Genomic DNA, 24,293 nt, shown 5'->3' with positions numbered 1-24,293 from the left:
TTAAGGCGGTGAAGGTTGCGGAAACCCTTCAGGTCGTATTGCCTGCGCCGTGCTCCGCCACTTCGTCCTTCCCCTCCTCGCATTGGCAGCATCCTGCACCTCGCAGAAGCAGGCTCCCGTTACCTTGCCGGAAATCCCGATCGCCGGCCCCGAGGAAGTCCAGGCATCACCGGTGAAGCCGCCGGAGACCGATCACGTCGCGGTCCCGCCATCCCAAGCAATCTACGGCCCGAAGCTTGTTCGAACCAATCTTTCGGGCATCCCGATCACTTTCGTGACCTTCGATACCCGCACTCACCAACTGAAGGTAGCCGACCAAGCCAACGGACCGGGCTCGCGTTGGGCAGATGCCGAAGCCGCAGGCAGGGCAACCGGAGGAATCGCCGCAATCAATGGCGGCTTCTTCACCCCCGAAGGCAAGCCCCTGGGGATCGTCGTCTCCAGCGAAGGCCGTGCGGGATCACTGAACCGCTCTTCTCTCGGGAGCGGCTGGTATGTCGGCGGGAACTCCCCTTCCCTGCTCCGCAACGCCGCCGGATCCGCCGCAACCGACTTGCTTCAAAGCGGCCCTTTCCTTGTGGAACACGGCAAAGCCGTCGGAGGACTCAGCAAAGCGAACTCCTCCGCCCGCACCTTCATCGGCTGGGATGGCGGCACGCGCTGGTTCATCGCACGCAGCGGCTCCTGCTCCCTGGCGGATCTCGCGCAAGCCCTCGCCGGCTCCGAGACCGGCGGAGTGAAAGCCCGCTCCGTGCTAAATTTGGATGGCGGCCGCTCTTCCGATCTCTGGGTCTCCTCCTCCGTGCAAGGCGGCCCGCTTTCCGAACGTCCATTTTGGAACAAGCCGGTGCGCAATTTCGTCGTCCTCGTCCCTCGCTCCTGATGCGCTCCCTCTTTCTCTCCTTGGTGCTCGCCCTGCCTGCGCTGGCTGGCGAACACCAGCGCTTTCTCCTGCCGGTAGGTCCGGCCGGACGCCCATCAACCGTACACGCCTATCTCTTCAACTCAGGAAGGGAAACCATACGCATCGTTGACCAAGGCGGCCTGTCCCATCAGGCCCAGCCGGATCTGGGCGCGGTCGCCTTGGAGGCCGGGGCCAACGCGGCAATCAATGGCGGCCCTTTCACCCCCGAAGGCGAGCCAATCGGCCTGACCATTGCTGACGGAAGGGCGGTCGGCTCCCCCTTGAACACCGGGGCCGTGCTCTGGGTGGAGAACGGGAAAGCAGGCATGTCCCCCGCCCCGAGTTATGACTTTAAGGCCAACCACCCGAGCCAACTCCTTCAAGCAGGCCCCCTGCTGATCGTGGAGGGAGCCGCCGTAGAGGGGCTCGATGCCAGCCGCTACCACCGCCGGAGCCTGATCCTCACCGATGGGGCCGATTTGTGGGCCATCGCCTACGTCCCCGGAGCCACCTTGGAGGGCTTGGCAAAGACCCTCACGAAACCCGGAGCCTTCCCCGCTTTCCGTCCGAAAACGGTCCTCGCCCTGGACGGCGGATCTTCCTCGGGGCTTTGGTTGCGGCGGGAAAGTGGACAACAATTTTACCTTCGTGAAATATCAAAGATCCGAAATTGCCTTGTGATAGTTCCTAGGAATCAAGGCTGACCTTTCGCCTCTTATAATCCTTTTGGACAGAACCGCAGGACGATGTTAGTAACTGCCGGGCTCGCTAAGAGTTCAGGCCCCCGCTGCTACTTATGAAACCCATCTGCTGCGTTTTCGCCGCATTCGCCTTCGCCTCCTGTGCTCAAATGAGTCAGGTCAAGAACGCGACCGCTGGAGGCTTGGCGAAAATCGGTGAGGCCTCGAAGAACTCCTTCGCCAATCTGATGCCCTCCCGCATCCCGGTCGTGGAAGTCCGAGACAAGGATCTCCGTGAAGTGAAGACCGGCGATCAACAGGCCGTGGCTTTCGAGAAGACCCGCCGCCAACGCTTCTGGTTCTTCGGCGGCCCCGCGGATTTCGAGGAGCCTGATCTGCCGGATACCGCCGGTGTGATGGATGGAGAGCTGCTTCCGCCGAAGATGGAATGAGGGTCTCAGGATTTCCCTGATCCCTCATCCCCACCAACCCACCCCTCTCTCGGTGCCGATGAAGCCCAGAATCCTTTCCTGCGCCCTAGCGCTTCTCATGCTGCCCGGCATCGGAGCGGCGTCTGAGAATGAAGGCGAAAAGAAAGGCCTCACCGCCGAAGCCGATCCACTTCCAGAGACCGGAAGCACGAACTTCAGGGTGGACCTGACCACGATCCCTGAGCCCGCGGTCGCCCTGCTCGGCAGCATCGGCCTGCTCATTCTTCTATTGAGGCGGAAATAACCTCGTCGCATCTCCGCCCGGCCCGGCCTGCTCCCGGGCTTTTCCCTGCTCTAGGCACAAGTTCCGCATTCCAGCCTTGGCGGGGCCGCAGGCTTGCCCTAACCCTCCCCCCGCCATGCTCAAAGCCGGAATCGTCGGACTCCCGAACGTCGGAAAGTCCACCCTCTTCAACGCCGTCACCCGTTCCCGCAAGGCGGAGGCGGCCAACTACCCCTTCTGCACCATCGACCCGAACGTCGGCATCGTCGTGGTGCCCGATCCCCGGCTCGCCGTGCTTTCGAAAATTTCCGGCTCCCAGAAGCTGGTGCCCACCGCCATCGAGTTCGTCGACATCGCCGGCTTGGTAAAGGGCGCCTCCGAAGGTGCCGGCCTCGGCAACCAGTTCCTCGCCAACATCCGCGAGACCGACGCCATCGTGCAGGTCGTCCGCTGCTTCGAAAACGACGACATCATCCATGAACTCGGCACTGTCGATCCGATCCGGGATATCGAGATCATCAACGCCGAGCTGATCCTCGCCGATATCGCGGCGATGGAGAAACGCCGCGTCTCCCGCGAGAAAAAGGCCAAGAGTGGTGACAAGGAGTCGAAGGCAGAGGTCGAACTCATCGACAAGCTCCTGCCGCACCTCAACGACGGGAAGCCCGCGCTCACCCTCTCGCTCAGCGATACCGAGCGTGAGCTGTTGAAGGATTTCTTCCTGCTTTCCGATAAGCGCACCATCTTCGCCTGCAACGTGGCCGAAGACGAACTCGCTGCTGCCCAAGCGGATCCCGATTCCCACGCCATGGTGGCCAAGGTCCGCAAGTTCGCGGCTGAAGCCCACGGTGCGGAAGCGGTGGTCATCTCCGCGAAGATCGAGGAAGAATTGGTCGACCTCACTCCCGAGGAAGCCGCCGAACTTCTGAATGACATGGGCATCGCGGATTCCGGCGTCTCCGCGCTGATCCGTGCGGTGTATCACCTGCTGGGCCTCCGCACCTACCTCACCACCGGCGTGCAGGAAACCCGCGCATGGACGATCCATGAGGGCGACAAGGCTCCCGCTGCCGCCGGTGTCATCCACACCGATTTCGAGCGCGGCTTCATCGCTGCGGAAGTGGTCCACTACGATGACCTTGTCACTGCCGGCACGAAGCACGGCGCCAAGGAAGCCGGCAAGCTCCGCATCGAAGGTAAGGAATACGTGGTGAAGGACGGGGACGTGATCGAGTTCCGCTTCAACGTGAGCAAGTAAGCGAGCCGCCGCCGAGCGCGGTCCACCCAGCGTCCAAGCCATGGCGAGCTCGTTTCCCTACCGGCCCTCTATTGACGGGCTGCGGGCGATCGCCATCCTTGACGTCTTCATCTTCCACCTCCACCCCTCATGGCTGCCCGGCGGCTTTGTAGGGGTGGATGTTTTTTTTGTGCTCTCCGGCTATCTGATCACTTCGGTCATCACCGCCGAGCATCATGCGGGAAACTTCAGCCTGAGGAAATTCTATCAGCGGCGGATCGCCCGGCTTTTCCCCGCCTTCCTTGCCATGGCCATTGCGACCATGGTCGCGGCGCTCTTCATCTACTCCGCGCAAGACCTCGCATCCACCGGGGAGAGTCTTGCCGCAGCCGTTGCTTCGGTCATCAACCTCAGATTGATGCTCCAGGGTGGCTACTTCGAGCTATCCCCGGATGCCGAGCCCTTCCTCCACTGCTGGTCACTTTCCGTGGAGGAGCAGTTCTATCTCGTCTACCCCATCCTGCTGGTCCTCCTCCATCGCAAGTCGCGGAAGACACTGATGATCGGGCTGGCCGGGCTCTCGCTTGCCAGCTTTGCCTTGTGCCTTGTGCTCACGCAACTCCGGGCACCATGGGCCTTTTATCTCCTGCCGACCCGGGCATGGGAACTCTTGGCGGGCGGGCTCTTCGCCTTGAAAAAACCGGGATCATGGATGCCCCGGACCTCCAAATGGGCCCCTCTCGCCGGCATCGCACTCTTGATCGCATCCTTTGCCCTGATACGAGAAGCCCGCGGCTTTCCCGGATACCAGGCACTGCTGCCCGTGATTGGGACCCTTGCCGTGATCGCGGGATCCGGCACAGGCCAAGACAACTGGCTGCAACGCGTCCTCGCCAGTCCCCTGCTCGTCTCAATCGGCAAGCTCTCCTACTCGCTCTACCTCTGGCATTGGCCGGTCTTCTCCTTTGTCGATTACAAGCTGCTGTTTCTCGATGAGTGGCCCCGGGCGCTTATCAAAATCGCAATCACCCTACCGGCCGCGATCGCAAGCTACCGCTTGATCGAGTGCCCCGCCCGAGCCGCGCTGAACCGGCCTTCCGCACGAGTGCCTGCTTTCTCAGCCTTGGCGGCAAGCCTGCTGATCGGCATCCCTCTTGGCATCAGCATCCGCGATACAAATTACCTGAACGTCTCCGGCAGTGCCGACATCAAGCTCACCTTCAACGAAAAGCAAACTGCAGGAAGCATCATCCTTCTGGGAGACAGCCACGGCTCCATGTACGGGCATATGGTCAAGCAACTCACCGATGAACTCGGATATCGCCTGACCGTGGCCAGCGTCGCTTCCGGAGACCCTTTGCCTTTGGCTTCCGCCGGCTCTTCGACGCGAAAATCCATCTGGGAGCACAGCCTTGAAATAGTCCGCCAGGAAGCCCCGGATGTCGTGATTCTCGCGTGCCAGTGGACCGCAAAGTTGGATCAGGACGGGAGCCGTCTTGGCGCAGCGCTGGAACAACTGCGCCCCCTGACGCGCAAGATCATCCTGCTCACCCAGCCTCCCCGGCTACCGCCAAACGCAACACGCGAGGCGATCCGGCAAGGAGCGCGACCTCCCTTCTATGAAGAAGAGATCCAGCGGACACGGCGCTTGCACGTCAACGCCGAGGTCCTGGCCATGACCTCTGAAAACATCACCGTGATCGACGTGGAGAACCTCTTTCATGATTCCCAAGGAGCAATTCCGCTCGTGGATGCGGAAGGCCGCCTTCTCTACCATGATCGCGGCCACCTCTCCGACCGAGGGGCACAACAAGTGAAAGCCCGGCTGGAGGACGCGATCAAGGCCAGGTGACAAGCTCCACATTTCCTGCACAGCCGACATCCAATCGAACGGCTTCACTCCAAGGGGCGGACAAAGGTGACATCTCCTGCCTTGGCACTGAATCTACCGCACATGTCGCATCCCATGGCTGAGTCGAGTTCCACCACGAAGAGCCCTTCCCGCTCGAACTCGTCAGGGGGCGAGAATCCCAGATAGAACAGGATGTTCGATGGGGGGAAGGATTCCAACTCGGTCCTCTCCAATCCCGAGAAGCGGAACCCGATGGCATGCTTCTTGATTAGCGTCAGAAATCCCCCCTCGTCGGAGTCCGGCCCCGTCTCCCACGCTTCGACTTCCATCTCGATCTCATCTTCATCGACAGCAAGGTGGAGCACTGGGGAATCGTGACAGCCCGGCCAATAGCCAAACGCATCGATCACGCTCTGGAAGTTTGCGAGGTAAGAGGGAACCGGAATCATTCGGAGGACGAGCTGATAGCCGAAGGTCGGAACGGAAACAACAGCCGTCCTTACCGCAGCGCCGCCCTCACCAAGGCCTTCACTGCCCAGGCTTTTGCTTTCTTCGCTGCCGCCTCGTCGATACCCAGGACATCCTGACAAACGATCATCGATTCCGTCCCGATGACCATCGCAAGGGCCGAACAGAGCATCTTGTAGTTCCCATCGGTGAAACGGTGCTTGGACGTCGCAAGCGCCGCCTCGATCAAAGGCGTGCGGCGGTTCTGCCGTTTCGGTGCCTTGGCATCCGTGGGATCACGTTGGATCGCATTGGCGAGCAACACGCGCAGTTGGGACTCGTTGCGGTAGGTAATTTCGTGCATCGCCGCCTCGGCAGCGGCGATGCGCTTCTCAGGATCGTCCGAAGGATCCCCCGCGAACATCTCCTCCGGCCGGCCCACCGCGGCATCAAGAGGCGCTTCCACCAGAAGCTCGTCAATGTTCTTGAAGTAGCGGTAGGCCGTCGCCCGGGATACGAGCGCGTCCTTCGCCACTTCTTCCATCGTTGGCCTGCGGCCACCCTTCGTCAGTCGCGCCGCCGCCTGGAGGAGATCTTTCCGCGCACGCAGCGCGCGATTGCTAGGCCTCTTGTCGGCTTTCATGCGTCGCCTTGCGGGAGCTGCTGGAAGATGGCGGCAAGATCCAGCCACACCTGCTCCTTCTGGATCAGGCCCTCCTTGGTAAATTCGATCACATGAAGAAGCCGGAAGCTCAGCGGGCGATTCCGGCCTTCTAGCCCGAAGGGACGGCCCGGAGCGGTTCCTTTCCACAACGATTCATCCACCAGGAAGCCATCGCCGTAGAGACGGCGCAGGGATTTCGCCTCTCCCTCCGCCAGATCCGCGAAGAGCCCTTCATAGAATCGGCGCGCGGCATCCCGACCGAGAGTCGGACCGGTGGGATAGCCCACAATATCGTGGGTAGCGTCCTCGGCGAGTGTGGCTAGCACGCCCTCGACGTTGTCGGTCTGCTCGTAGGTGAAATGCTCGTCGAGCATCCGGTCCATGTCAGCGGGGGTTAGTGAGGCATTCATTGGAGGAATGAGTTCGAATATTTTTGAGACGAGAAACCCATAATGAGACATTTGTCTCATTTCAACAATCATCACTCTCACTACCACGAAAGGTGAAGATGCCCCGGTTGACCCATTGGCTTACCAAGAATGAGGCCAAGATTTGGTTTGCATCTGGACTGGAACGAGTTAAGCCTTTCCATTGACTCAAAAATGAAGGTGCGATCCCTCCCCTCTGCCGGATTGCTGCGACGGCTCCTCTTGGCTGCCGCCCCGCCACGCCTGTGCAGCTGCCGGTGCCTCGCGTCACTAGCCGGGGGTGAGCTGGCTTGCTCTCAAGCGAAAGCAGTCACCAGAAACGGGCAGCCAGGTAGGGCCTACCCCTTCCGAGAATGATTTCCGGCGGTGGATCAAGTGCTTTGCCGCCATTTGTTAGACAATCCCCCAACGCTTAAAAGGCCATGCTCCACTACGCGCTTGTATTCCTCATCATCGCGATCATCGCCGCATTCCTTGGTTTCGGATCGCTCTCCGGCCTTGCCGCCACTGTTGCCAAGGTCTGCTTCGTCGTCTTCCTCATCTTCGCTCTAATCTCATTCCTAAAAAAGAAGGCGTGAGCAGGCATGCCGTCGTGAAGAGGCGATCGAGTCCTCTCCGATCTCTTCCAAGCACTTGCTAGGAATGAGGTGCGGAGAGGATCCGCGGCAGTGCGCGACACATGTCCGCGGGAAGAGCGTGCTCGCGGAATCCTCCCGCATTGTATAATGCATTGCTCACGATCATGACGAGCCTACTCCATTCCATCATCGCCTTCTCGCCAGCGCTTCTGGCTTCCGGCTTCCTTATACAAGCGGCCGGGGCCCAAGTTGAAGATCCCAATCTTACACAGGTCCCCGCCGGCTACCGCGATTGGAAGCTCATCTCGGTGGCGCGGGAACAGGGCAAGCGGGATGACATCCGCGCCGTGCTGGGAAATGACATCGCGATCAAGGCCTATCGGGAAGGTATCACGCCCTTCCCGGACGGCGCCATCATCGCACGGATTGCTTGGAACCTCGTCCCCTCGGAGGAGAACAACAAGGCCTTCGGCCAAGAACAGTCATGGGTCGCCGGCACACCGAAGAACGGCGTCCAATTCATGTTCAAGGACGCACAAAAATACGCGGCCACCGGCGGCTGGGGCTACGCCCAATTCGGGGAGACCGATGGAAAGCCCGTCGTTGATGTGGCGAAGCTGGCAGCCTGCTACAACTGCCATAAGCCGGCCGCGGCCCATGATTTCGTGTTCACCCGGTATTCCTTGGCCGGATTGGCGGGAGAGAAATGACTCCACCCTTGCGCATGAGCTATCCTTTGGTGGGCGGCTTGAAGCCAAATCTTGCGATCGCCCATGCTGCCAGACAGCACAGAAAAGGCACCCAGCAGGACAACCATTCGTGGTACAGGTAGCCCCTTCCCAGCTCCCCGAACCACCAAGGCATTCATCGTGCCGCCCGAACCAGAAATCCCCCCGCGAGCCCGACGAGAATAACGAAAGCCAAGCCTACCCATCTCGAAACCATCGAAAGTCCGAAGGCCAAGGCGGCTAAAAACAGCCCGACTAGGGACATGACGAGGTACATCTGCCCCACCGAAGGCATCTTATCGGAAATCTCAGCCAGCAAAGTCATCCTGTGATGTGAACCCGGCCGCATGGTTTGCTTCAAGGTCCTTCGGATGGAACCGCCGTCTCACCATCCAAGCGGGCCCGTGGCTCCCGATCCCGGCCAGGAATTTTCAACTCCCGCTTCTCCTTAATGAAAAAAGCCTCCCGGTTTCCCGGGAGGCTTCTTTTGAAAGGCGATGTCAGATCCGCGATTAACGCAGGACCTTCATCTTGCCCACGCCGAAGACGGCATCGGCACCCAGCTCTTCCTCGATGCGGAGAAGCTGGTTGTACTTTGCAATTCTGTCCGAGCGGCTCATCGAGCCAGTCTTGATTTGGCCGCAGTTCGTGGCGACGGCAATGTCCGCGATGGTCGCGTCTTCCGTCTCGCCGGAGCGGTGGGAAAGCACAGCGGTGTAGCCGTTTTCCTTGGCCAGTTCCACGGCGTCGAAGGTCTCGGTCAGGGAACCGATCTGGTTCACCTTCACGAGGATCGAGTTCGCGGTGCCGGTGGCGATGCCCTTCGAGAGGAATTCGACGTTCGTCACGAAGAGGTCGTCACCCACGAGCTGGGTCGTGGCACCGAGCTTGTCGGTGAGCACCTTCCAGCCGGCCCAGTCGTTTTCGGCGCAGCCGTCTTCGATCGAGATGATCGGGTAGCGCTTCTGCAGGTCGGCGTAGAAGGCCACCAGCTCTTCAGCACTCTTCACGGAGCCATCCGACTTCTTGAAGACGTAGGCGTTCTTCGAAGCGTCGAAGAACTCGGAGGAAGCGACGTCGAGGGCGATCGCGATGTCCTCGCCCATCTTGTAGCCGGCCTTCTCGATGGCGGTGGCGATGACGCTCAGGGCGTCTTCGGCGGAGGCCAGATTCGGGGCGAAGCCACCTTCGTCACCCACGGCGGTGGAAAGGCCGCGGTCGTGCAGCACCTTCTTCAGCGAGTGGAAGACCTCGGCACCGTAGCGCAGCGCCTCGCGGAAGGTCGGAGCACCCACCGGCATGATCATGAATTCCTGGAAGTCGATCGGAGCGTCGGAGTGCGCGCCACCGTTGATGATGTTCATCATCGGCACCGGCAGGACCTTCGCGTTCGGGCCGCCGAGGTACTTGTAAAGCGGCAGGTCGAGCTGGATGGCAGCGGCCTTCGCCACGGCGAGGGAAACGCCGAGGATGGCGTTCGCGCCGATGTCCTTCTTGTTGGTTGTGCCGTCGATCGCGATCATGGCCGCGTCGATGGAGGCTTGGTCGGTGGCCTTCAGGCCGCAGAGGGCCGGTGCCAGCTTCGTGTTCACGTTGTCGACAGCCTTCAGCACGCCCTTGCCGAGGTAACGGCTCTTGTCGCCGTCACGCAGCTCGTGGGCTTCGTGCTCGCCGGTCGAGGCACCGCTGGGAACCGCGGCGCGGCCGATCGCGCCGCCTTCAAGGTGAACGTCGACTTCGACGGTAGGATTGCCGCGGGAGTCGATGACCTCGCGGCCGCGGATTTCAACGATGGTGGTGTATTCCATGGTAGGTTGAGAGGGTTGAAGTGGAAGTGGAGGATTCGAAGTTGAGAGTCGGGTGTCGATGAAAGGGAGGCGCAGGAGCTTTTGGGGCTCCCGCCTCTCTGCCATCCACTCTTAACTTCTTCAGGGATTCACGGGTGCAATCGATTGCACCGTATAGGTATGCAGGACCTCCGTCTGCGGGTCACGGACCTGCACGCTGTCACCCTGCTTCTTGTGAAGCAGAGCGGCACCAAGCTCGGAAAGGTAGGAAAGCTCGGCCTTCTCGGGATCCGAATCCCAGGCACCGAGCACGGTGTAGGTGGCCTGCTTGCCTTCCTCGGTGACCAAGGAAACGATCGTGCCGATGTTCACCATGGAGGCATCCACACCCTTGAAGTCGGTGCCGCGGGCGCGGGAGATATCCTTCTGCAGCTCGGTCTTGCGATTGTTGAGGTACTTCTGGTGATCCTTCGCGGACTTGTATTCGAAGTTCTCGCGCAGGTCCCCGTATTCGCGGGCGATCGAGATGTCCTTCGTATTCTGGGGAATACGGTTGCGGATGATATCGTCCAGCTCGGCCTTCTTCTTTTCGAGGCTCGGCCAGGAAACGACGAGTTCCTGTTCCTTCTTCGCACCATGTCCGGCGACGAGCTCGCCCGTTTCAGGACGCGCCTTGATCACGCGGGCCATCAGCGACTTCTTGTCGAGATCACTGAATACCGGGCACTCCATGAGACGGCGGCCGAAGTTGCGGGCTTCGTTCACGTCCATGTTGTTCACGATGTCGCCGAGCAGTTCCTTGTCCTCGGAAAGCATCGATTGGAGACGCGTCGTCTTGCGCGGACCATCGCTGAGATGGTCGGTTTCCAGCAGGTTCAGGATGCAGGCACCCACCTCCCCGCTGAAGACATTGGCCGCGGCATTGTCGCGCTCACGGCAGACCCAGATCAGCGCGTCGGTACCCAGGGAGCGGCGGGCAAGTGCCGAGACAAGGTGAGCCTCCAGAACCTTCCGATGGCCCCGCTCCTCAAGCAGCTTCGCGATCTCCGCAACGCCGCGTGAGCCGACCTTGTCAAAGATGCCGGTAAGCACCTCCACCCAGCGCGGTCCGAAAGCGGGCTCGAATTCCTCGTAGATCGCACGCTGGCGGGCGGAGGACAGCGGCGTCAGCGCATCGGCCAGGCGGTTTTCCTCGGAAGCCAGCATGTCGGAAAGACGCAGTGACTCAGCTGGCAGCTCGATTCCCTTGAAGGCGCGGATCATTTCGTCTCGCGCGGACAGGAGTTCCAACGCGGGCCCGAGCTGGATACGCACGCTCTTCGCGGCGGACTCGTTGATATCCGCCAAGAGACGCTGCAAGGCCTGCGGCTCGCCCTTGAAGAGCGCCAGATCGCTGGTGATGGCCTCCAGCGCCTTCGACATCGTCTTCAGGTCACGTGCTTGTTCGAAATCCGAGACGAGCGCCTCAGCCGGGCTCAGGTCTCCCGCGCGGAGCGAGAGCGGCTCGGTACGGCGGGAAGGCACGATCACCCGCTTGCTGTCACGCAGGGAGCGCTTGGTGTTGTCCCACCATTTCTTGAAATCATTCGCCCCTACCACTGCGCCGGTGAGTTCCTTTTCCAAGGCGTCCACCGACATGGTACCGCCGTGACTTTCCAGCAGGTGAATCACCAGGCCCACGGGGTCGGACTTCGCCAGCAGGCGGAGCTCCTCGAGCTGTTCCACCTTCTTCGCCCGGAAATCACCGGGATCGAGGGGTTCGGTGCGCTGGATTGCGAACTGAAGGTCCATGACCTGACCCGAGCTCTGCTCGAAGTCGATCGTCACCTTGCGACCGGGAAGATCCCAATCGGTCACTTTTCCAGCACCCCAAGCTTTGTGTAGACAGAATTTTCCGGGGGAAAGCTGGTCGAGACGCCCCGCGACGGCTTGATTGATTCTTCCGGCATCGAGCAATTTCGCCAAATCAGGATGCATGCCGGGGAAAAATGGGAACCGGCACCGGAAAACGCAAGGCACTTCCCGACCATTTCGCGCCACTTCACTCCTTCGTGACCTCTTTCTCTGCAACAGGCGGCAGAGAACGAGCCCGCGGCAGCCGCGGGGTCTGGGTCAGGGCACGCTGCAGGGCACCCACATGAGGCCTCCATTCTTGCGGAACTTGGGACACCCCTTGGGCATCCGTCACCGGGCCTTCAAAAATCACGGAGCCGCTCACCGAGGTGATTTTCACCTCTGCCACGCCCCTTGAGACGTTCATCACGACTTTTCCCTCCGGAGCTTGGATCGCGGCCGTCCCATCCGCTGTGCTCACTTCTTTCATCGGCACATCCGGAGAGCGCTGCTGGTTCCGGGTCGCCTCCTGAGCCAGCTTCGCCAAAAGCTTCTCATCCGGGATTTTCTCCAGCTTCACCGGCAGGCTAAGTTCTTTGCCTTCCCGGTAAATTCCCAGCTTCACCTCGTCCTCCACATTGCGCAGCCGAAGCAAAGCGAGCATTTGCTCCCCATTGGTGATCCACTGGTCGTCAAATTTCCAAAGGATATCGTAGGCTTGGATTCCCGCCTTCTCTGCCGGACCATCGGGGTCGACGGAACTCACGAGGAAGCCGAAGCCAGGCGGCAGGGCCGGCACGTGGGCACGCAGCGCCTCAGGCAAGGGTCCGATCTGAAGACCCAGCCACGGGGTTTTCGTCGCCTGCGGCAGCCGCTTCTTGATCAGTGATGCGTCTGGAGCCTTGGCCGGCTCCGGACGCGTCTCTTCCGCGGCCGTGAAGCCGGAAAGGGCGATCAGGAGCAGGACTGCGGCACGTTTCATCGTCGGAAAATCTTAAAAGGCGGTCACCGGCATCAACACGACTTTCTCAAGCGGGCGGGAAACCGTCACTTCGTAGCCGGTCTTCACATCTTGCACTCGTTCCTCGTTTACCACCCGGCACCGCCAGGCGCGATGAGGCACGCCATTCGCCTCGGAGACCCATTCCTCGGGCTCGGCGGCCTCGACTCGCTCCGTCTGGCCCAGCAGCAGGATGCCATCTTCCGTAGCGGGGTGACTTACCGGGGTAATGTTCCCCTGATAGGCGGTGGCTCGTGAAACGGCCCCCGGATTCACCTGCGGCAGAACCATCGCTGCCACGACCGCGGCGGCTGCGGCGGCGATGCCCCCGGTCCAGCTCCAGATGCGGCGCTTCGGCGCGGCTCTCAGCGGCTCCGGTTCCGGCTCGGCCACCAGCTCCGGCACTTCGCCCGCTTCAACAGCGAGACCGTCGATCAAATCTTCAAGGCTCTGCTGCCCCTTCTCGCTGATAGCGGAGGGCACCAGTCGCGTCAGGGCCTTTTCGATATCCTCAAGCGATTCCATGTCGTTCCTCCTTCAGGCGGCGCATGTCTTGCGCAAGTTGTTCCAGCGCGTAGCGGTAGCGGGACGCAGCGGTATTCTGAGAGATGGCGAGGGCTTCGGAAATTTCCGCGAAAGTCAGGCCACCCCAGATTTTCATCGTGACCACCTCCCGGAGCTTCGGGCTGAGTTTCTGCACCGCGTCCCGCAGGCGCACGGCGTCCTCGTCGTCCTCCACGGAGGGGTCCAGCCAGACGTCGGTGAAGTCGTTCAGGTAGATGATCGACTCCTCCCGCTTTTTCCGGCGGCTCTCGGAGCGGTGGTGGTTCAGGCCGCAAAAGCGGATCGTGGAGAAAGCCAAAGGCAGGTCCGGCACACCGCCGCCCTTGTCCTGCTGGTAATTCCACAACCGCAGCACGGCTTCCTGAACGAGATCCTCCGCGTCTTCCCGGCTGGGAGCCCAGCCGCGGGCAAAAAGAAGGAGCCGGGCACCGTATTCCAGGAGCCAAGCTTTCCATGCGGAGGACACACAGACCTTCATTCGATGTGAAAATGCCTCGTCCGCGCCCGTTTGTCTGCAAAATCTTCGGAGCCCGCATCTTTACGCCGCGTCACCATCGGCTAGGGTCCGGGCAGGAATAAGCCGAATACGCCATAAGGCCCCACGCTCCAACCGCTATGAACCGCCGAAACCTGCTCGCGCTGCTCCTTTTCGCCCCCACCCTCGCCTCCTGCGAACCAGAAAAAGCCATGCCCGAAGAAGCTAAGAAGCCCGCCGCCACCCCGAAGGTCCCTGAGGGCGCCGAAGTGATCACATTGGGAGCCGGATGCTTCTGGTGCATCGAGGCCGCCTACAAACAGGTCCCGGGCGTCCTCTCAGCCACCTCCGGCTACATGGGCGGCACCACCGCGAATCCGACCTATGAACAGGTCTGCGAAGGCACCACCGGGCACGCTGAGGTGGTGCAAGTCGTTTACGATCCGAAGAAAATCACGACTGAAAAGGTGCTCGAGTGGTTCTGGGAGCTCCACGACCCGACCACCCTGAACCGACAAGGAGCGGACGTGGGCACGCAATACAGGTCCGCAATCTATTACCACAACGATGCCCAAAAGACGGCGGCCGAAGCCTCGAAGAAGGAATTCCAGCCGCACTTCAAGGACCCGATCGTCACCGAAATCACCAAGGCGGGGACTTTCTACCCCGCGGAAAATTACCATCAGGACTACTACTTCCAGAACAAGACGAAGAACGGCTACTGCCGCGTCGTGATCGAGCCAAAGCTGAAAAAGCTGAAGCTCAACCATTGAAAAGTCCCGGGCGGTCCGCCTGGAAAGGCGGACCGCACCACGAAGACCTCCAACAAGGCAGTAGAAAGTCACCTCCGGGCATGCGAAGCTTCACCCCTGAGATGCCGATCCAATCCCACGCAGCCCCGCTTTCGCCCGGCAGGATTGTTTCAACTGCCACCTCGCGATTCGGCGGGAGTTCCCTGTTAAATTTCCTTTTTTTATCAGGCGAAACAGGGGCGGAGTCCAAAGGTCCCCGCCCGGATGAGTGCCCTACCCTTCCTCAGCACTGAGGAGAATGCAGGTCATCGCGCTCGAGGTGACCGCCCCGAACCAAACTTTCTCCGCTCCGGAAATCCTCAGCACATCCCCGGCCGCAATTTCCTCCACCGCGCCCTCCGCCCGCTGGATCCGGCCCCGGCCGGAAATGACGACCAAGCTCCGGGCTGGCTTGCGATGCCATCGCGTGCGGGCTCCGGCTTCGAAGAAAATCTTCACCCCCAGGGCCACCGCCGGGTCCAAAGGGTCGGCCAGAGGATCGATGAGCATCAGTCCGGTCTCACAATCCAAGGCGCTGTAGCCGCCCTCCGGAAGGGCTTGCCCGGCATGATGCAGGTCGAGGGAAAGGTCTGCTACTAGGAAGATCGTAGGCCCGGACCCAGGGAGGGAAGCCCGGTGGCAAGGGTCGCGAAAAGGGAGCGTTTCCATGCTGCGATCATGCCGGTTCCCAGACGAGGAACACTAGCGGCGCGCGCCAATCTCCTTGCAGATCGCGCCAGCCCTACAACAAACGGGGTGCCCGTTCCCGCAGCAGCAGGCCCAGGCACCCCGTCGGAACCATGAATGGTCAGATCACTCGGCGCCTTGCACCCGGATGAACTTCCGCGCCACATCCACCGGGACGAGGGCTTCCTTGCGGACATAGCCCGGAAGATCCTGCACGGCGGCATCGATCGGGGTCAGGCCACTCGTTCCCCAAGGATCAACCAAGGTGGTGCTTTCCTGGAGGACATAGGTGCCATTTCCACCGGTCAGTTCGTTCCAGCGGAGAACCAGACCCGAATCGCCGTTTTCCAAATGTGTCAGAGCACCATCCGCGGACGTCGGCGAGGTTCCGAAGAGATACTCTTCAAGATTGCTGAAGCCATCACCATCTGGATCGGCCGTCCGATCACGCTGGGTCTCGTCCGGAATCACGGCAGCCCAAGACTCATAGCTTTGCACCCCGCTGCTGGAAACCACCAACCGGCCGATGCCGGTAAGGCGCGGCGTTTCCGTGATGCCCGGCCCACCATTGCCCACGGCCGCGTAGGTGCCATCCGGCATCGATGCGCCGGCAAGCTTCAGACCCGCGACGGTATCCTCGCCGCTAAACTGAAGGCTGAGCGTACCCGCTGTCTCGATCTCCACGGTGGAACCAAGCGCGAGATACGGCATATCCAATTGCAGCACCCCTTCCTCGACGCGGGTGGTGCCGGTGTAGCTGTTCACACCGCTCAGTTGCATGGTGCCGGGACCTGTCTTGGTCAGCGGCGATGCGACACTGGAGACGTTACGCAGGACGGAGGACACCGTGAGATCCGCGAACGAATCGTTGCTGACATCGGCTACGTCAAAGACCGTTCCGGGAACCCCGAGAGATCCCAGCGAAATGTTCGCGTAAGGACCGGTGCCAGTCGTGTAGATTTCAGCCGGGATTGCACTGCTACCTCCGACGATGACCGTCCCCACGAGCGCGAGGTCGGTGTTGAAGCCTCCATGGCCAGCTCCGTTGGTGATCTCGATCTCGCCGCCATCAAGGGTCAGGTTCGGGACAAAGGCCACCGTATTGGTGCCGCCGTAGAGCTTCGAACCCTCGTTGATGTGAATGGTCGGCGCGAATTCCGGCAACATGCCGGAGTTGCCGAGCGGGGCGATGCCATCGAGCGAAAGAGTGCCAGCGTTGATCTCGATCACGTTCGCCGGATCCATCGCACCGCCGACGCAGCCCTCACCGGGGCCGGTTCCCTGCCCGGTCGCGCCGTTGCCGGCAAGAGCCAGGAAGCCGCCTTCGACGACCGTGCCGCCGGTCCAGTTGCTCGCGCCATTGTTCAGCACCACGGCGTTGACACCATCCACGAACACTTTGCCGGGGCCCGAGATGACACGATTGAAGACCCAGTTCCCCGTCACGGCATTAAAATGGAGGGTGGCAGGCTCTGCGACCGTGATATCCGAGGCGAACTCGAAGTTTCCGCCGCCAAAGGCAAGCTTCAAGGTGCCTTCGTTCAACGAGGTCGGACCAGTGTAGCCATATCCCTGAACGCCGGAGAGATTCCGGAATTCCTGGATACCGGCACCATTTTTCACGACGGACACCGTATTGCCACCGTCCCCATTGCGAATAAGACCTGCGAAGCTGTGATCGGTGGTGGCATTGATCGTCAGCGTTGCGGGAAGCGGCTCGCCGGCGTAGTCCGGAAGTGTATTCTCGTCATTCTGGAACAGGGTCACCCGGTTCGCAGGGAAAGGAGCAACGTCCAGACCGGCGACGGTTTGATTGGTGCCACGGAGATTGATCTTGGTCTGATAGAAGCTGCCATTTGCCGCGCTGACCACCGTGCCAGGGCCGAACTGATTGTCTGCGCCGAAGCTCAGGAAAACATCGGTGACAGCGGAACCCAGCAACACATTGCCGGGAATCGCGGTGCCACCTTCGCTGGCCGCATGCACGCTGCCCTCGGCAATGCGTACCGTTCCGTCCGAGCTGTTGTTGCCCGTGATGGTGAGCAGACCGGTTCCGGTTTTGAGCAAACCTACACCCGGCTGGGTGAGATTGCGGGACAGCACGATATTATCGATATTCTTGATACCGAGAGTCGAGCCGCTCTGAAAGCCACCGAGCGCCAGCGAATTGATTTCTTCTTCCGTGAACTCATCAAAGAAGCCCGCCCTCAAAGAAAGCGTACCGCCTGCGCTGACGAGGAGGTTGGAAGCCGTCCACGACGCCGAATTACCATTGTAAAGCGAGAGGCGCCGCTCGAGTTGGAGGACACCGCCGGCCACACTTGTCGGTCCCGAGTAGCTATTCGTCCCGGAAAGAATCAGGGTGCTGCCACCGGCCTTGGTCAGCCTCCCGGTGGTTCCGGAAGCTTGGGAAATATTGCCCGCGAAGGTGGTGACCGATGCGGCGTCACCAGCAGACAGGTTCGTATTCACCAGCGGGCCTGAAGTCTTTCCGAGAACGATGGAGCCTTCTGCCGTGCCAGAAATGGTCGCCACTTGCGGTGCGGCCGAAGTGAAGCGGACACTTCCGCCCGTGGCGACAAGCTTGCCGCCCTGCAGTCCCCCGTCATGGGACACGGTCAAGGTGCCGTTGCTCACGGTGGCATTTCCAGCGAGTTCCGGGTTCGCAGCGTTCAAGGTGAGGTTGCCGCTTCCGGAAACAGTGACTCCGGTGCCTGAAAGAGCCTCATTGAACACCAAGCTACCCGCCCCCGTCACCGCCACCCCGGTTCCAGCTTGCAGCGCGTTGTTGAAAGTCGCGGTGCCTGCTCCAGAAGAGCTGATGTCGTTGCTCACCGTAACCTTTTGCCCACCGAAGGTGAAGGGATGGGCTGCATCATTGGTAAAGGCCATCGATGCCGAGGCGAGGGCGGAACTCACCGTGATGTTACGGTTCGTGGAATTGTTATCGAAGGTCAGCGGAGCCTGCGGGTTGTAATTCGCGGCAGCGCCTCCTGCGGTCTTCTTCCAATTGCTATCCGCGCCGGTGATCCAGTTCGCATTCCCACCGGTGCCGCTATTGCCCGTCCAGGTCAGCGGATCGGAAAGCGAGACCGCCGAGCCAAGCGCGATGAATTCGCGATAGCCCACAAAGCCGTTTTCTTGGTGCCCGAAATCCAGCTTGATCGCTGCCACGCCGGTGGCGAGGAAGCCGGTCGCTGCCGTGAGGCGGACATGGGTGGCGTTCTCGCTGCTCGTATGGGCTACCGCCGTGCCGAGGAAAATGAAGGTATCGGGATCTGCCACCGTGGAGTAGCTGATCCTGAAATCCTGATTGTCGCGCCCCGAGTTTGGCCACGCACAATAGGAGTCGAAGGAGGTGAGATTGTAGCCGTTGAAATTCACCGAGGTATCCAAGGGGAAAATCACGGAATCCATGTTCGGCGGCGTGACGCTGGAGCTGATATCGGCAGCGGTGCCAAGGGATCCGTCGGTCACCGTGGTCCAGTTCGGAGACGATCCTTCGTTCGTGTTCGTGCTGGGAGGATTTGCCATCTCTCCCTTCAGCAAGTTGGCCCCGGAAGGCAGGGTCCACTCGTTTCCGGTATTGGCTTCCACCAGCGTCTGCACGTTGGTCGGAGTGGCCAGAAGCTTCAGCTCGCTGAACCCGACGTAGCCGTTCTCCTGATTGTTGAAGATGAGCTTCACCGAATGCACCCCGCTCGCCAGCACTCCGGTGGTATCGGTGATGTTGGTATGGGTGGAGAGATTCGTGGCGGCATCGGCGTTTGCGACGGTCGCAATGGTATTGAAAACCGTCGGCTCTTCGACCGTGGAGTATTGCAGGACGTAGTTCTGATTGCTCCGTCCGCTATTGGCCCAAACAACCCAGGAGTCGAAGGAGGTGATGTCGTAACCGTCCGGCTGGGCGGCAATATCGAGAGGAAAGATCACTTCCTCTCCGTTGTTAGGTGTCACGGTTGCCGCATTGTCTCCGGGAGCACCAAGAACGCCGTCGGTCACAACGGTCCAACTTGGGGACGATCCCTCGTGGGTCGCCGGATTCGACGGCGTTGCGGTGGCACCGTTGAGAAGATTGGTTCCGGGCGGAATCTGCCAGATGTTGGAGGCATTGGCTTCGTTGAACACCAAGACCTCGCCGGAGGCGGACGAAAAGGTGAGAATAGGGGCAGCCCAGAGGGCAAAGGCCTGCGAAGGAATACGACGGGAGCAGGGTTTCATCGGGTTTCGGGTAGTAAAGGATGCGGGGCGCTATCCAATACCGTGCCCTAACCGGGATGTGATAATCCGTGAACCTATGAGTTTAGAGTAAGTTTCTCATGTAGCTCAGGACAAATCCGTTACAGCCCCTCTTATTTGTGTCTTACCTCCTGCAGCCCGTTTGAAGCTCCCTCGACCCCAATCCCCTTCCTGTGCCAGGTGGTATGACAGCCGCACGCCAAAGAGAGCTCGGCGGATATCGCCAAGGCACGACCGATTCAAACTTGGCAGCGCCGTCGGGCGGCTCCACCTTGGATGCATGTCCAAGTACGCCGGTGAACAAGTTCTCGTGGTCCCCCGCCCTCTTTTTGATGCGATCGGAGCCTTCCAAGGCATCCGCACCGAGCGGCTGGAAGAGGCCATGGAGCAGCTTCTCAATCCGGAAAATCACTTCTTCATGGACCGCGCCGAAGCAGAGGCGGATCCGACCCACAAGCAATTGATCCCCTACTGCCTGATCCGCTGCGGCACTTCGATCCTGAGCTACACCCGCGGCAAGTCCGGTGGGGAAGACCGCCTCCACGCCCTGCGATCCGTCGGCGTGGGCGGCCACATCAATCCTGTGGACACCGGAAACGGCCGGAAGGGCCGCGATGCCTACTTGGCTGCGGTGGAGCGAGAACTGAATGAAGAGCTGATCTTCGACACCACCCACACGAACCGCATCGCCGCACTGCTGAATGACGACAGTAACGAAGTGGGCCGGGTTCACCTTGGAATCGTTCACGTCATCGATCTGGAAAACACCCGTGTCAGCGCCCGTGAAGATGCCTTGGCAAATCTTGAATTCAACGAACTCGCCGAACTTCAAGGCCCGCTGTTTCCGCACCTTGAGACTTGGTCACAGCACGTGATCCGGGACATCACGAATTTGTAAGGCTGGTTGCCCACGGAGGGTAAAACGAAAACGGGTTCAGATGAAAAAATGATCCGCCGCTCCGCTCTCGTCCCTCACTGGTGGTGGATCCCGGCAACAGCCGCCCTAGTAGTTTGTGGACTCTCGATCGGCCAGATGCTTGCACCGCCGAAACCGCTCGAAATCCACCTGCACCCCGGCGGCGTGTTCACGCTGGGTGCCCACAATGGTCGAGAGATCACACCGGCCGAGATCCAATCATGGAAGCGAGCCGAAATACCCGAGCCCCACATTATTCTGGATACGCCGCCCGAGGCGACGATCAGCTCATGGAATCCATTACTGGTCTTTTGTGGAGAATTGGGGCTCTCAAACTATCAAATCCGGCTTGGAGGACAAACCTTCAATTGCCACCTACCGGGCGATTGCTGCTCGGGGAGAAGCGATCTCACAATCCCTTCGAAAATCATTGATCTACGAAAGAGGGAAGATGCCCCCTACCCGACGGAGCAAAATGATTACGACGTTCAGGTTCTAGTCGACCGGTCGACCACATGGGGTGAGTTTTTCCAACATACCGCCCTTCATCGCCCAGCCGGCGTCTCGATGATGATCGATCTTGATGGAGGGATCTTCTTGCGCGAGCGGGATGAAGACGAGCAGCACCGCGCGAACTAATAGCGATAGCCCCGCCCTCGCCAAAAACTTGGCTATCCCTGATAATCCACCGGGGCTCTTACTGAGATACATGAGACGCTAATACAGATCACCCACTCATCCCTTCAGATAAACATCGTCTTTCTCATACGCATTCGCTATCGGACGGTATGAGCACGCCCTTCCGAAATCTGAAGGAGAGTTTTCGCGGTGCATCGAGAAAGCAGGGAACCGCGGTTCGTGATCTCCACGAATGGCTGGCTGGAAACTCCGCCGCGCTTGCCGCAACCAAACCCGAGGCCGAGTTCAATGGCACGATGATGCAGGGCTTTCATTGGTATCTTCCTGCGGATGGCCAACATTGGAACAGGCTCGCGAGCGAGGCTCCCGCCCTCGCGAAGGCAGGCATCACCGGAATCTGGTTTCCTCCCGCGACGAAGGCGATGGGCGGGATAAACGATGTGGGTTACGGTATTTATGATCTCTTCGATCTCGGGGAGTTCGTCCAAGGCGCCACCCCCAATCCGAATGGCGAGAGAAGGACCAAGTATGGATCCAAGGACGAGTATGTCGCCGCGGTGCGGGCCTGTAAAAAGGCGGGCATCCAAGTTTATGCGGATGTGGTCTTCAATCACAAGATGGGCGCGGAGTTTGAAGAGGAATTCCAAGCCATCCCCTATGACCCGGCCGATCGCAACCGGCCGCTTGGCGATGCACGCACCATCAAGGCCTACACCGGTTTCGATTTCCCGGACCGGAACGGCCGCTACTCCACGATGAAGTGGCGGTGGGAGCACTTTGGCTCCGTGGACTACAACAGCTTGGATCCCGGCTACCAAGCAGTCTGGAGGATGAAGGAGAACGACTTCGAGGATCAGGTGGACATTGAGAAGGGCAACTACGACTACCTCATGGGCTGCGATCTGGAGGTGGATCACCCCGTGGTCCGTGGCGAACTAAAACACTGGGGCAAGTGGATGCTTCAGATTGCGCCGATCGATGGCTTCCGGCTGGATGCCATCAAACACATTGAGAGTGATTTCTTCAACGACTGGTTAGACGAGATGGAAGCATCGGTCGGTCGCGACCTCTTCTGCGTGGGAGAATACTGGACGCCCCGGATCGAGACTCTGAGCTGGTATATCGGCCACACGGGCGGCCGGTTGAATCTCTTCGATGCGCCACTTCAGAACAACTTCCACCAGGCCAGCAAATCAGGCGGGAACTACAACATGGGCCGCATCCTGGACGGCACATTGATGAAGGAGTTCCCGATGCATGCCGTGACGCTAGTGGAGAACCACGACACCCAGCCACTTCAAGCCTTGGAAGCTCCGGTGGAGCCATGGTTCAAGCCGCTTGCCTACGCGATCATACTTCTACGGGCGGAAGGGTATCCCTGCATTTTCCACGCGGACTACTATGGAGCCGACTACACGGGCAAGGGCCGGGACGGGATTGAATACCACATATCCCTAAGCTCTCACCGGTGGATCCTCGACCGACTGCTACTGGCGCGGATGCACTTCGCGCATGGCCCGCAGTACAGTTACATCGATCATTTCAACACGATCGGCTGGACGAGGCTCGGAACAGAGCAGCATCCCCATGCAATGGCGGTGCTGCTCAGTGACGGGCCGGATGGCACCAAGTGGATGGAAGTAGGAAGGAAGGACACCGAGTTCACCGACATCACCGGGCATGTCGGAGGGACGATCCGCTCGAATGGCGATGGCTGGGCGGAGTTCCGGTGCAATGGGGGCTCGGTGTCGGTATGGGTGGAGAAGCACCCCGAGCTGGTGAACCTGTTAGAGGAGTTGGAGCGAGCCTAAGCCGCGGCCCGCCCGCCCCTCCATTCAAAGCGATTCCGCCCCCAAAAGCTCACCAGTTGTCGCCGAGGCCGTGGCGGCCGGCGAGCTCGAGGAGATCCTCACGCATCGGCCATTCGTCAGGGCGCTCGCTGATGCTGTGGCGCTTGCTGGCACCCTTCAGCATCATGCAGCCGGTGTTGTCACCGATCTGGCGGACGGTTTCGGATTCCTCGGCGCTGAGGCGGATATCCGGGGTGGCGGCGAAGTCCTTGATTTGCTCTTCGATCTGACGGGCACCTTCCCCTGCTTCCTGGATGAAGGTCGGTACCACACTCTGCACGGCGGGCTGGCTGAGATTCCAGATGCTGGCGAACTGAATCAACGAGAGGCCGTGCTTTTCCGCGATCGGCTTCATCTTCTCGATCTTCTCAAGGCCGTGATCGACCCAGCCTTCGGCACGGTAGGAGCGGTGATCGCCAGGCTTGAACTGGTGGCCCTTCTTCATGTCGCCATGGAAGAGGCCGCCGTAGTCGGCGACGCGGGTAAGCACCTTCACACCGTGCTGCTCGCAGACCGGAAGCACATGGCAGGATGGCCATGGTTCGAGGGGGTTGAGAATGAGCATGGCCCAATCGATATCCGCGCCGAATTTTTCGATGCAGTCGATGATATCGAGTGAGAAGCCGTTCGCCGGTCCGGGAGCGAGGCCGAGACGTTCGCTGAGGCCTTCCGCCTTGAGGGCGCGCAGACCATCCCAGACAGCGGTGCTGGTGTATCCGGTCTCATCGGGATTGTGCAGCATCAGCAGGTCGAAGCGGTCGGTGCGGCAGCGCTCGAGCGACTTCTCGCAGGCCTTCCGCAGGTAATCGCGGTAGTGGCTGGACTGGTGAAGCTCGGGATCGGTGAAGCGCGGATAGCCCTTCGCCCCCTGGCGCTGGCCTTCATAGAAATCGTGGCCGACCATGCCGACGAGGCAGTATTCGTCGCGCGATTTATCCGCGAGAGCCTGGCCGAGCAACTCGTCGGCCTTGCCGTTGCCGTAGACGTCGGCGGTGACATAGGTGCGGATGCCCGCGTCCCACGCGGTGGCGATGCAGGAGAGGAAGCGCTCTTCTGAAAGCGTCTCACCGAAGTGCATGAAGCGTCCTGCGCTCCAAGTGCCGTATGCCGTCGTGGTCAAGTCCATGGGGAATTCGTAGAACGAGCAAACCCTGCGGTCAACCGGCACGCAAAATCCGCGTGGCATCCGGGGAAAAATGCGGCTTCGCGCAGCCCGATGACTTTGAAATGGAGGGACTTTGGAGCAACAAGTGTCGAAAGGCCGGTCTCACCCGCAGATT

23 protein-coding genes are annotated in these 24,293 nt (G+C 60.4%); 12 read left to right on the top strand and 11 right to left on the bottom strand.

Features of this window, described 5'->3' with window-relative positions; all coding sequences use genetic code 11:
* Window positions 1–49 precede the first annotated feature (49 nt).
* The 6 genes from HHL09_RS22155 to HHL09_RS22130 all read left to right on the top strand — a co-directional run bounded on the left by HHL09_RS22155 (window position 50) and on the right by HHL09_RS22130 (window position 5,387).
* A complete protein-coding gene (locus HHL09_RS22155) occupies window positions 50–883 on the top strand; it encodes a phosphodiester glycosidase family protein (protein ID WP_169456858.1) in 834 nt (277 codons plus the stop codon).
* Complete coding sequence (locus HHL09_RS22150; RefSeq protein WP_169456857.1) at window positions 883–1,608, top strand: phosphodiester glycosidase family protein; 726 nt, start codon at window positions 883–885, stop codon at window positions 1,606–1,608. The genes HHL09_RS22155 and HHL09_RS22150 overlap by 1 nt, the downstream gene beginning before the upstream one ends.
* A 146-nt stretch (window positions 1,609–1,754) precedes the next feature.
* A complete protein-coding gene (locus HHL09_RS22145; RefSeq protein WP_169456856.1) occupies window positions 1,755–2,036 on the top strand; it encodes a hypothetical protein in 282 nt (93 codons plus the stop codon).
* 58 nt (window positions 2,037–2,094) lie between these two features.
* Window positions 2,095–2,319 carry a hypothetical protein gene (locus tag HHL09_RS22140; RefSeq protein WP_169456855.1) on the top strand — a complete coding sequence of 75 codons (225 nt, stop codon included), beginning with the start codon at window positions 2,095–2,097 and terminating at the stop codon, window positions 2,317–2,319.
* 115 nt (window positions 2,320–2,434) lie between these two features.
* Window positions 2,435–3,556, top strand: coding sequence for a redox-regulated ATPase YchF (ychF, locus tag HHL09_RS22135; RefSeq protein WP_169456854.1), 1,122 nt, complete (start codon window positions 2,435–2,437; stop codon window positions 3,554–3,556).
* Window positions 3,557–3,596: 40 nt separating this feature from the next.
* The gene (locus HHL09_RS22130; protein WP_169456852.1) at window positions 3,597–5,387 is read left to right on the top strand and encodes an acyltransferase family protein; all 1,791 of its coding nucleotides are present in this window, start codon (window positions 3,597–3,599) and stop codon (window positions 5,385–5,387) included.
* 44 nt (window positions 5,388–5,431) lie between these two features.
* On the opposite strand, the gene HHL09_RS22125 is transcribed toward HHL09_RS22130, so the two are convergent.
* The 3 genes from HHL09_RS22125 to HHL09_RS22115 are packed head-to-tail and all read right to left on the bottom strand — an operon-like array spanning window position 5,432 to window position 6,908.
* Complete coding sequence (locus HHL09_RS22125; RefSeq protein WP_169456850.1) at window positions 5,432–5,836, bottom strand: hypothetical protein; 405 nt, start codon at window positions 5,834–5,836, stop codon at window positions 5,432–5,434.
* A 50-nt stretch (window positions 5,837–5,886) separates the two neighbouring features.
* Window positions 5,887–6,477: a TetR/AcrR family transcriptional regulator gene (locus HHL09_RS22120; protein WP_169456848.1), complete on the bottom strand. Its 591-nt coding sequence runs from the start codon at window positions 6,475–6,477 to the stop codon at window positions 5,887–5,889.
* A complete protein-coding gene (locus tag HHL09_RS22115; protein ID WP_169456846.1) occupies window positions 6,474–6,908 on the bottom strand; it encodes an ester cyclase in 435 nt (144 codons plus the stop codon). The genes HHL09_RS22120 and HHL09_RS22115 overlap by 4 nt, the downstream gene beginning before the upstream one ends.
* A 440-nt stretch (window positions 6,909–7,348) precedes the next feature.
* Here HHL09_RS22115 and HHL09_RS22110 point away from each other — a divergent pair, with 440 nt between their 5' ends.
* Window positions 7,349–7,504 (top strand): DUF1328 domain-containing protein, encoded by a 156-nt coding sequence (locus HHL09_RS22110; protein WP_169456844.1) that lies wholly within the window; start codon window positions 7,349–7,351, stop codon window positions 7,502–7,504.
* Window positions 7,505–7,668: 164 nt separating this feature from the next.
* Entirely contained in the window at window positions 7,669–8,214 is a 546-nt protein-coding gene (locus tag HHL09_RS22105) for a cytochrome P460 family protein (protein ID WP_169456842.1), read from the top strand.
* A 530-nt stretch (window positions 8,215–8,744) separates the two neighbouring features.
* Here the strand turns inward: HHL09_RS22105 and eno are convergent.
* The 5 genes from eno to HHL09_RS22080 all read right to left on the bottom strand — a co-directional run bounded on the left by eno (window position 8,745) and on the right by HHL09_RS22080 (window position 13,894).
* Window positions 8,745–10,040, bottom strand: coding sequence for a phosphopyruvate hydratase (eno, locus tag HHL09_RS22100; protein WP_169456840.1), 1,296 nt, complete (start codon window positions 10,038–10,040; stop codon window positions 8,745–8,747).
* A 120-nt stretch (window positions 10,041–10,160) separates the two neighbouring features.
* Complete coding sequence (locus HHL09_RS22095; protein ID WP_169456838.1) at window positions 10,161–11,996, bottom strand: GreA/GreB family elongation factor; 1,836 nt, start codon at window positions 11,994–11,996, stop codon at window positions 10,161–10,163.
* Window positions 11,997–12,060: 64 nt separating this feature from the next.
* Window positions 12,061–12,834, bottom strand: a complete 774-nt coding sequence (locus HHL09_RS22090) for a PDZ domain-containing protein (RefSeq protein ID WP_169456836.1) — start codon at window positions 12,832–12,834, stop codon at window positions 12,061–12,063.
* Between the two features lie 12 nt (window positions 12,835–12,846).
* A complete protein-coding gene (locus HHL09_RS22085; RefSeq protein WP_169456834.1) occupies window positions 12,847–13,377 on the bottom strand; it encodes a hypothetical protein in 531 nt (176 codons plus the stop codon).
* Complete coding sequence (locus HHL09_RS22080; protein ID WP_169456832.1) at window positions 13,364–13,894, bottom strand: RNA polymerase sigma factor; 531 nt, start codon at window positions 13,892–13,894, stop codon at window positions 13,364–13,366. Before HHL09_RS22080 ends, HHL09_RS22085 begins: the two co-directional genes overlap by 14 nt.
* A gap of 137 nt (window positions 13,895–14,031) precedes the next feature.
* On the opposite strand from HHL09_RS22080, the gene msrA reads away from it, so the two are divergent.
* Complete coding sequence (msrA, locus tag HHL09_RS22075; protein WP_169456830.1) at window positions 14,032–14,664, top strand: peptide-methionine (S)-S-oxide reductase MsrA; 633 nt, start codon at window positions 14,032–14,034, stop codon at window positions 14,662–14,664.
* A gap of 252 nt (window positions 14,665–14,916) precedes the next feature.
* Here the strand turns inward: msrA and HHL09_RS22070 are convergent, their stop codons facing one another.
* Window positions 14,917–15,351 carry a cupin domain-containing protein gene (locus HHL09_RS22070; protein ID WP_169456828.1) on the bottom strand — a complete coding sequence of 145 codons (435 nt, stop codon included), beginning with the start codon at window positions 15,349–15,351 and terminating at the stop codon, window positions 14,917–14,919.
* 144 nt (window positions 15,352–15,495) lie between these two features.
* A complete protein-coding gene (locus tag HHL09_RS22065) occupies window positions 15,496–19,590 on the bottom strand; it encodes a beta strand repeat-containing protein (protein WP_169456826.1) in 4,095 nt (1,364 codons plus the stop codon).
* Between the two features lie 298 nt (window positions 19,591–19,888).
* Between HHL09_RS22065 and HHL09_RS22060 the strand changes: the two genes are divergently transcribed.
* From HHL09_RS22060 to HHL09_RS22050, 3 genes are all read left to right on the top strand, one after another.
* Window positions 19,889–20,506: a hypothetical protein gene (locus HHL09_RS22060; protein WP_169456825.1), complete on the top strand. Its 618-nt coding sequence runs from the start codon at window positions 19,889–19,891 to the stop codon at window positions 20,504–20,506.
* Window positions 20,507–20,554: 48 nt separating this feature from the next.
* Complete coding sequence (locus HHL09_RS22055) at window positions 20,555–21,163, top strand: hypothetical protein (RefSeq protein WP_169456823.1); 609 nt, start codon at window positions 20,555–20,557, stop codon at window positions 21,161–21,163.
* Window positions 21,164–21,312: 149 nt separating this feature from the next.
* Window positions 21,313–22,974, top strand: a complete 1,662-nt coding sequence (locus HHL09_RS22050) for an alpha-amylase (RefSeq protein ID WP_169456821.1) — start codon at window positions 21,313–21,315, stop codon at window positions 22,972–22,974.
* Between the two features lie 49 nt (window positions 22,975–23,023).
* Here the strand turns inward: HHL09_RS22050 and HHL09_RS22045 are convergent, their stop codons facing one another.
* The gene (locus HHL09_RS22045) at window positions 23,024–24,139 is read right to left on the bottom strand and encodes an aldo/keto reductase (RefSeq protein ID WP_169456819.1); all 1,116 of its coding nucleotides are present in this window, start codon (window positions 24,137–24,139) and stop codon (window positions 23,024–23,026) included.
* Between the last annotated feature and the right edge of the window lie 154 nt (window positions 24,140–24,293).

It is taken from the genome of Luteolibacter luteus, assembly GCF_012913485.1.
Classification (GTDB): Bacteria; Verrucomicrobiota; Verrucomicrobiia; order Verrucomicrobiales; family Akkermansiaceae; genus Haloferula; species Haloferula lutea.
The sequence above is the reverse complement of the archived record's forward strand: the minus strand, read 5'-3'. Positions and strand labels throughout refer to the sequence as shown.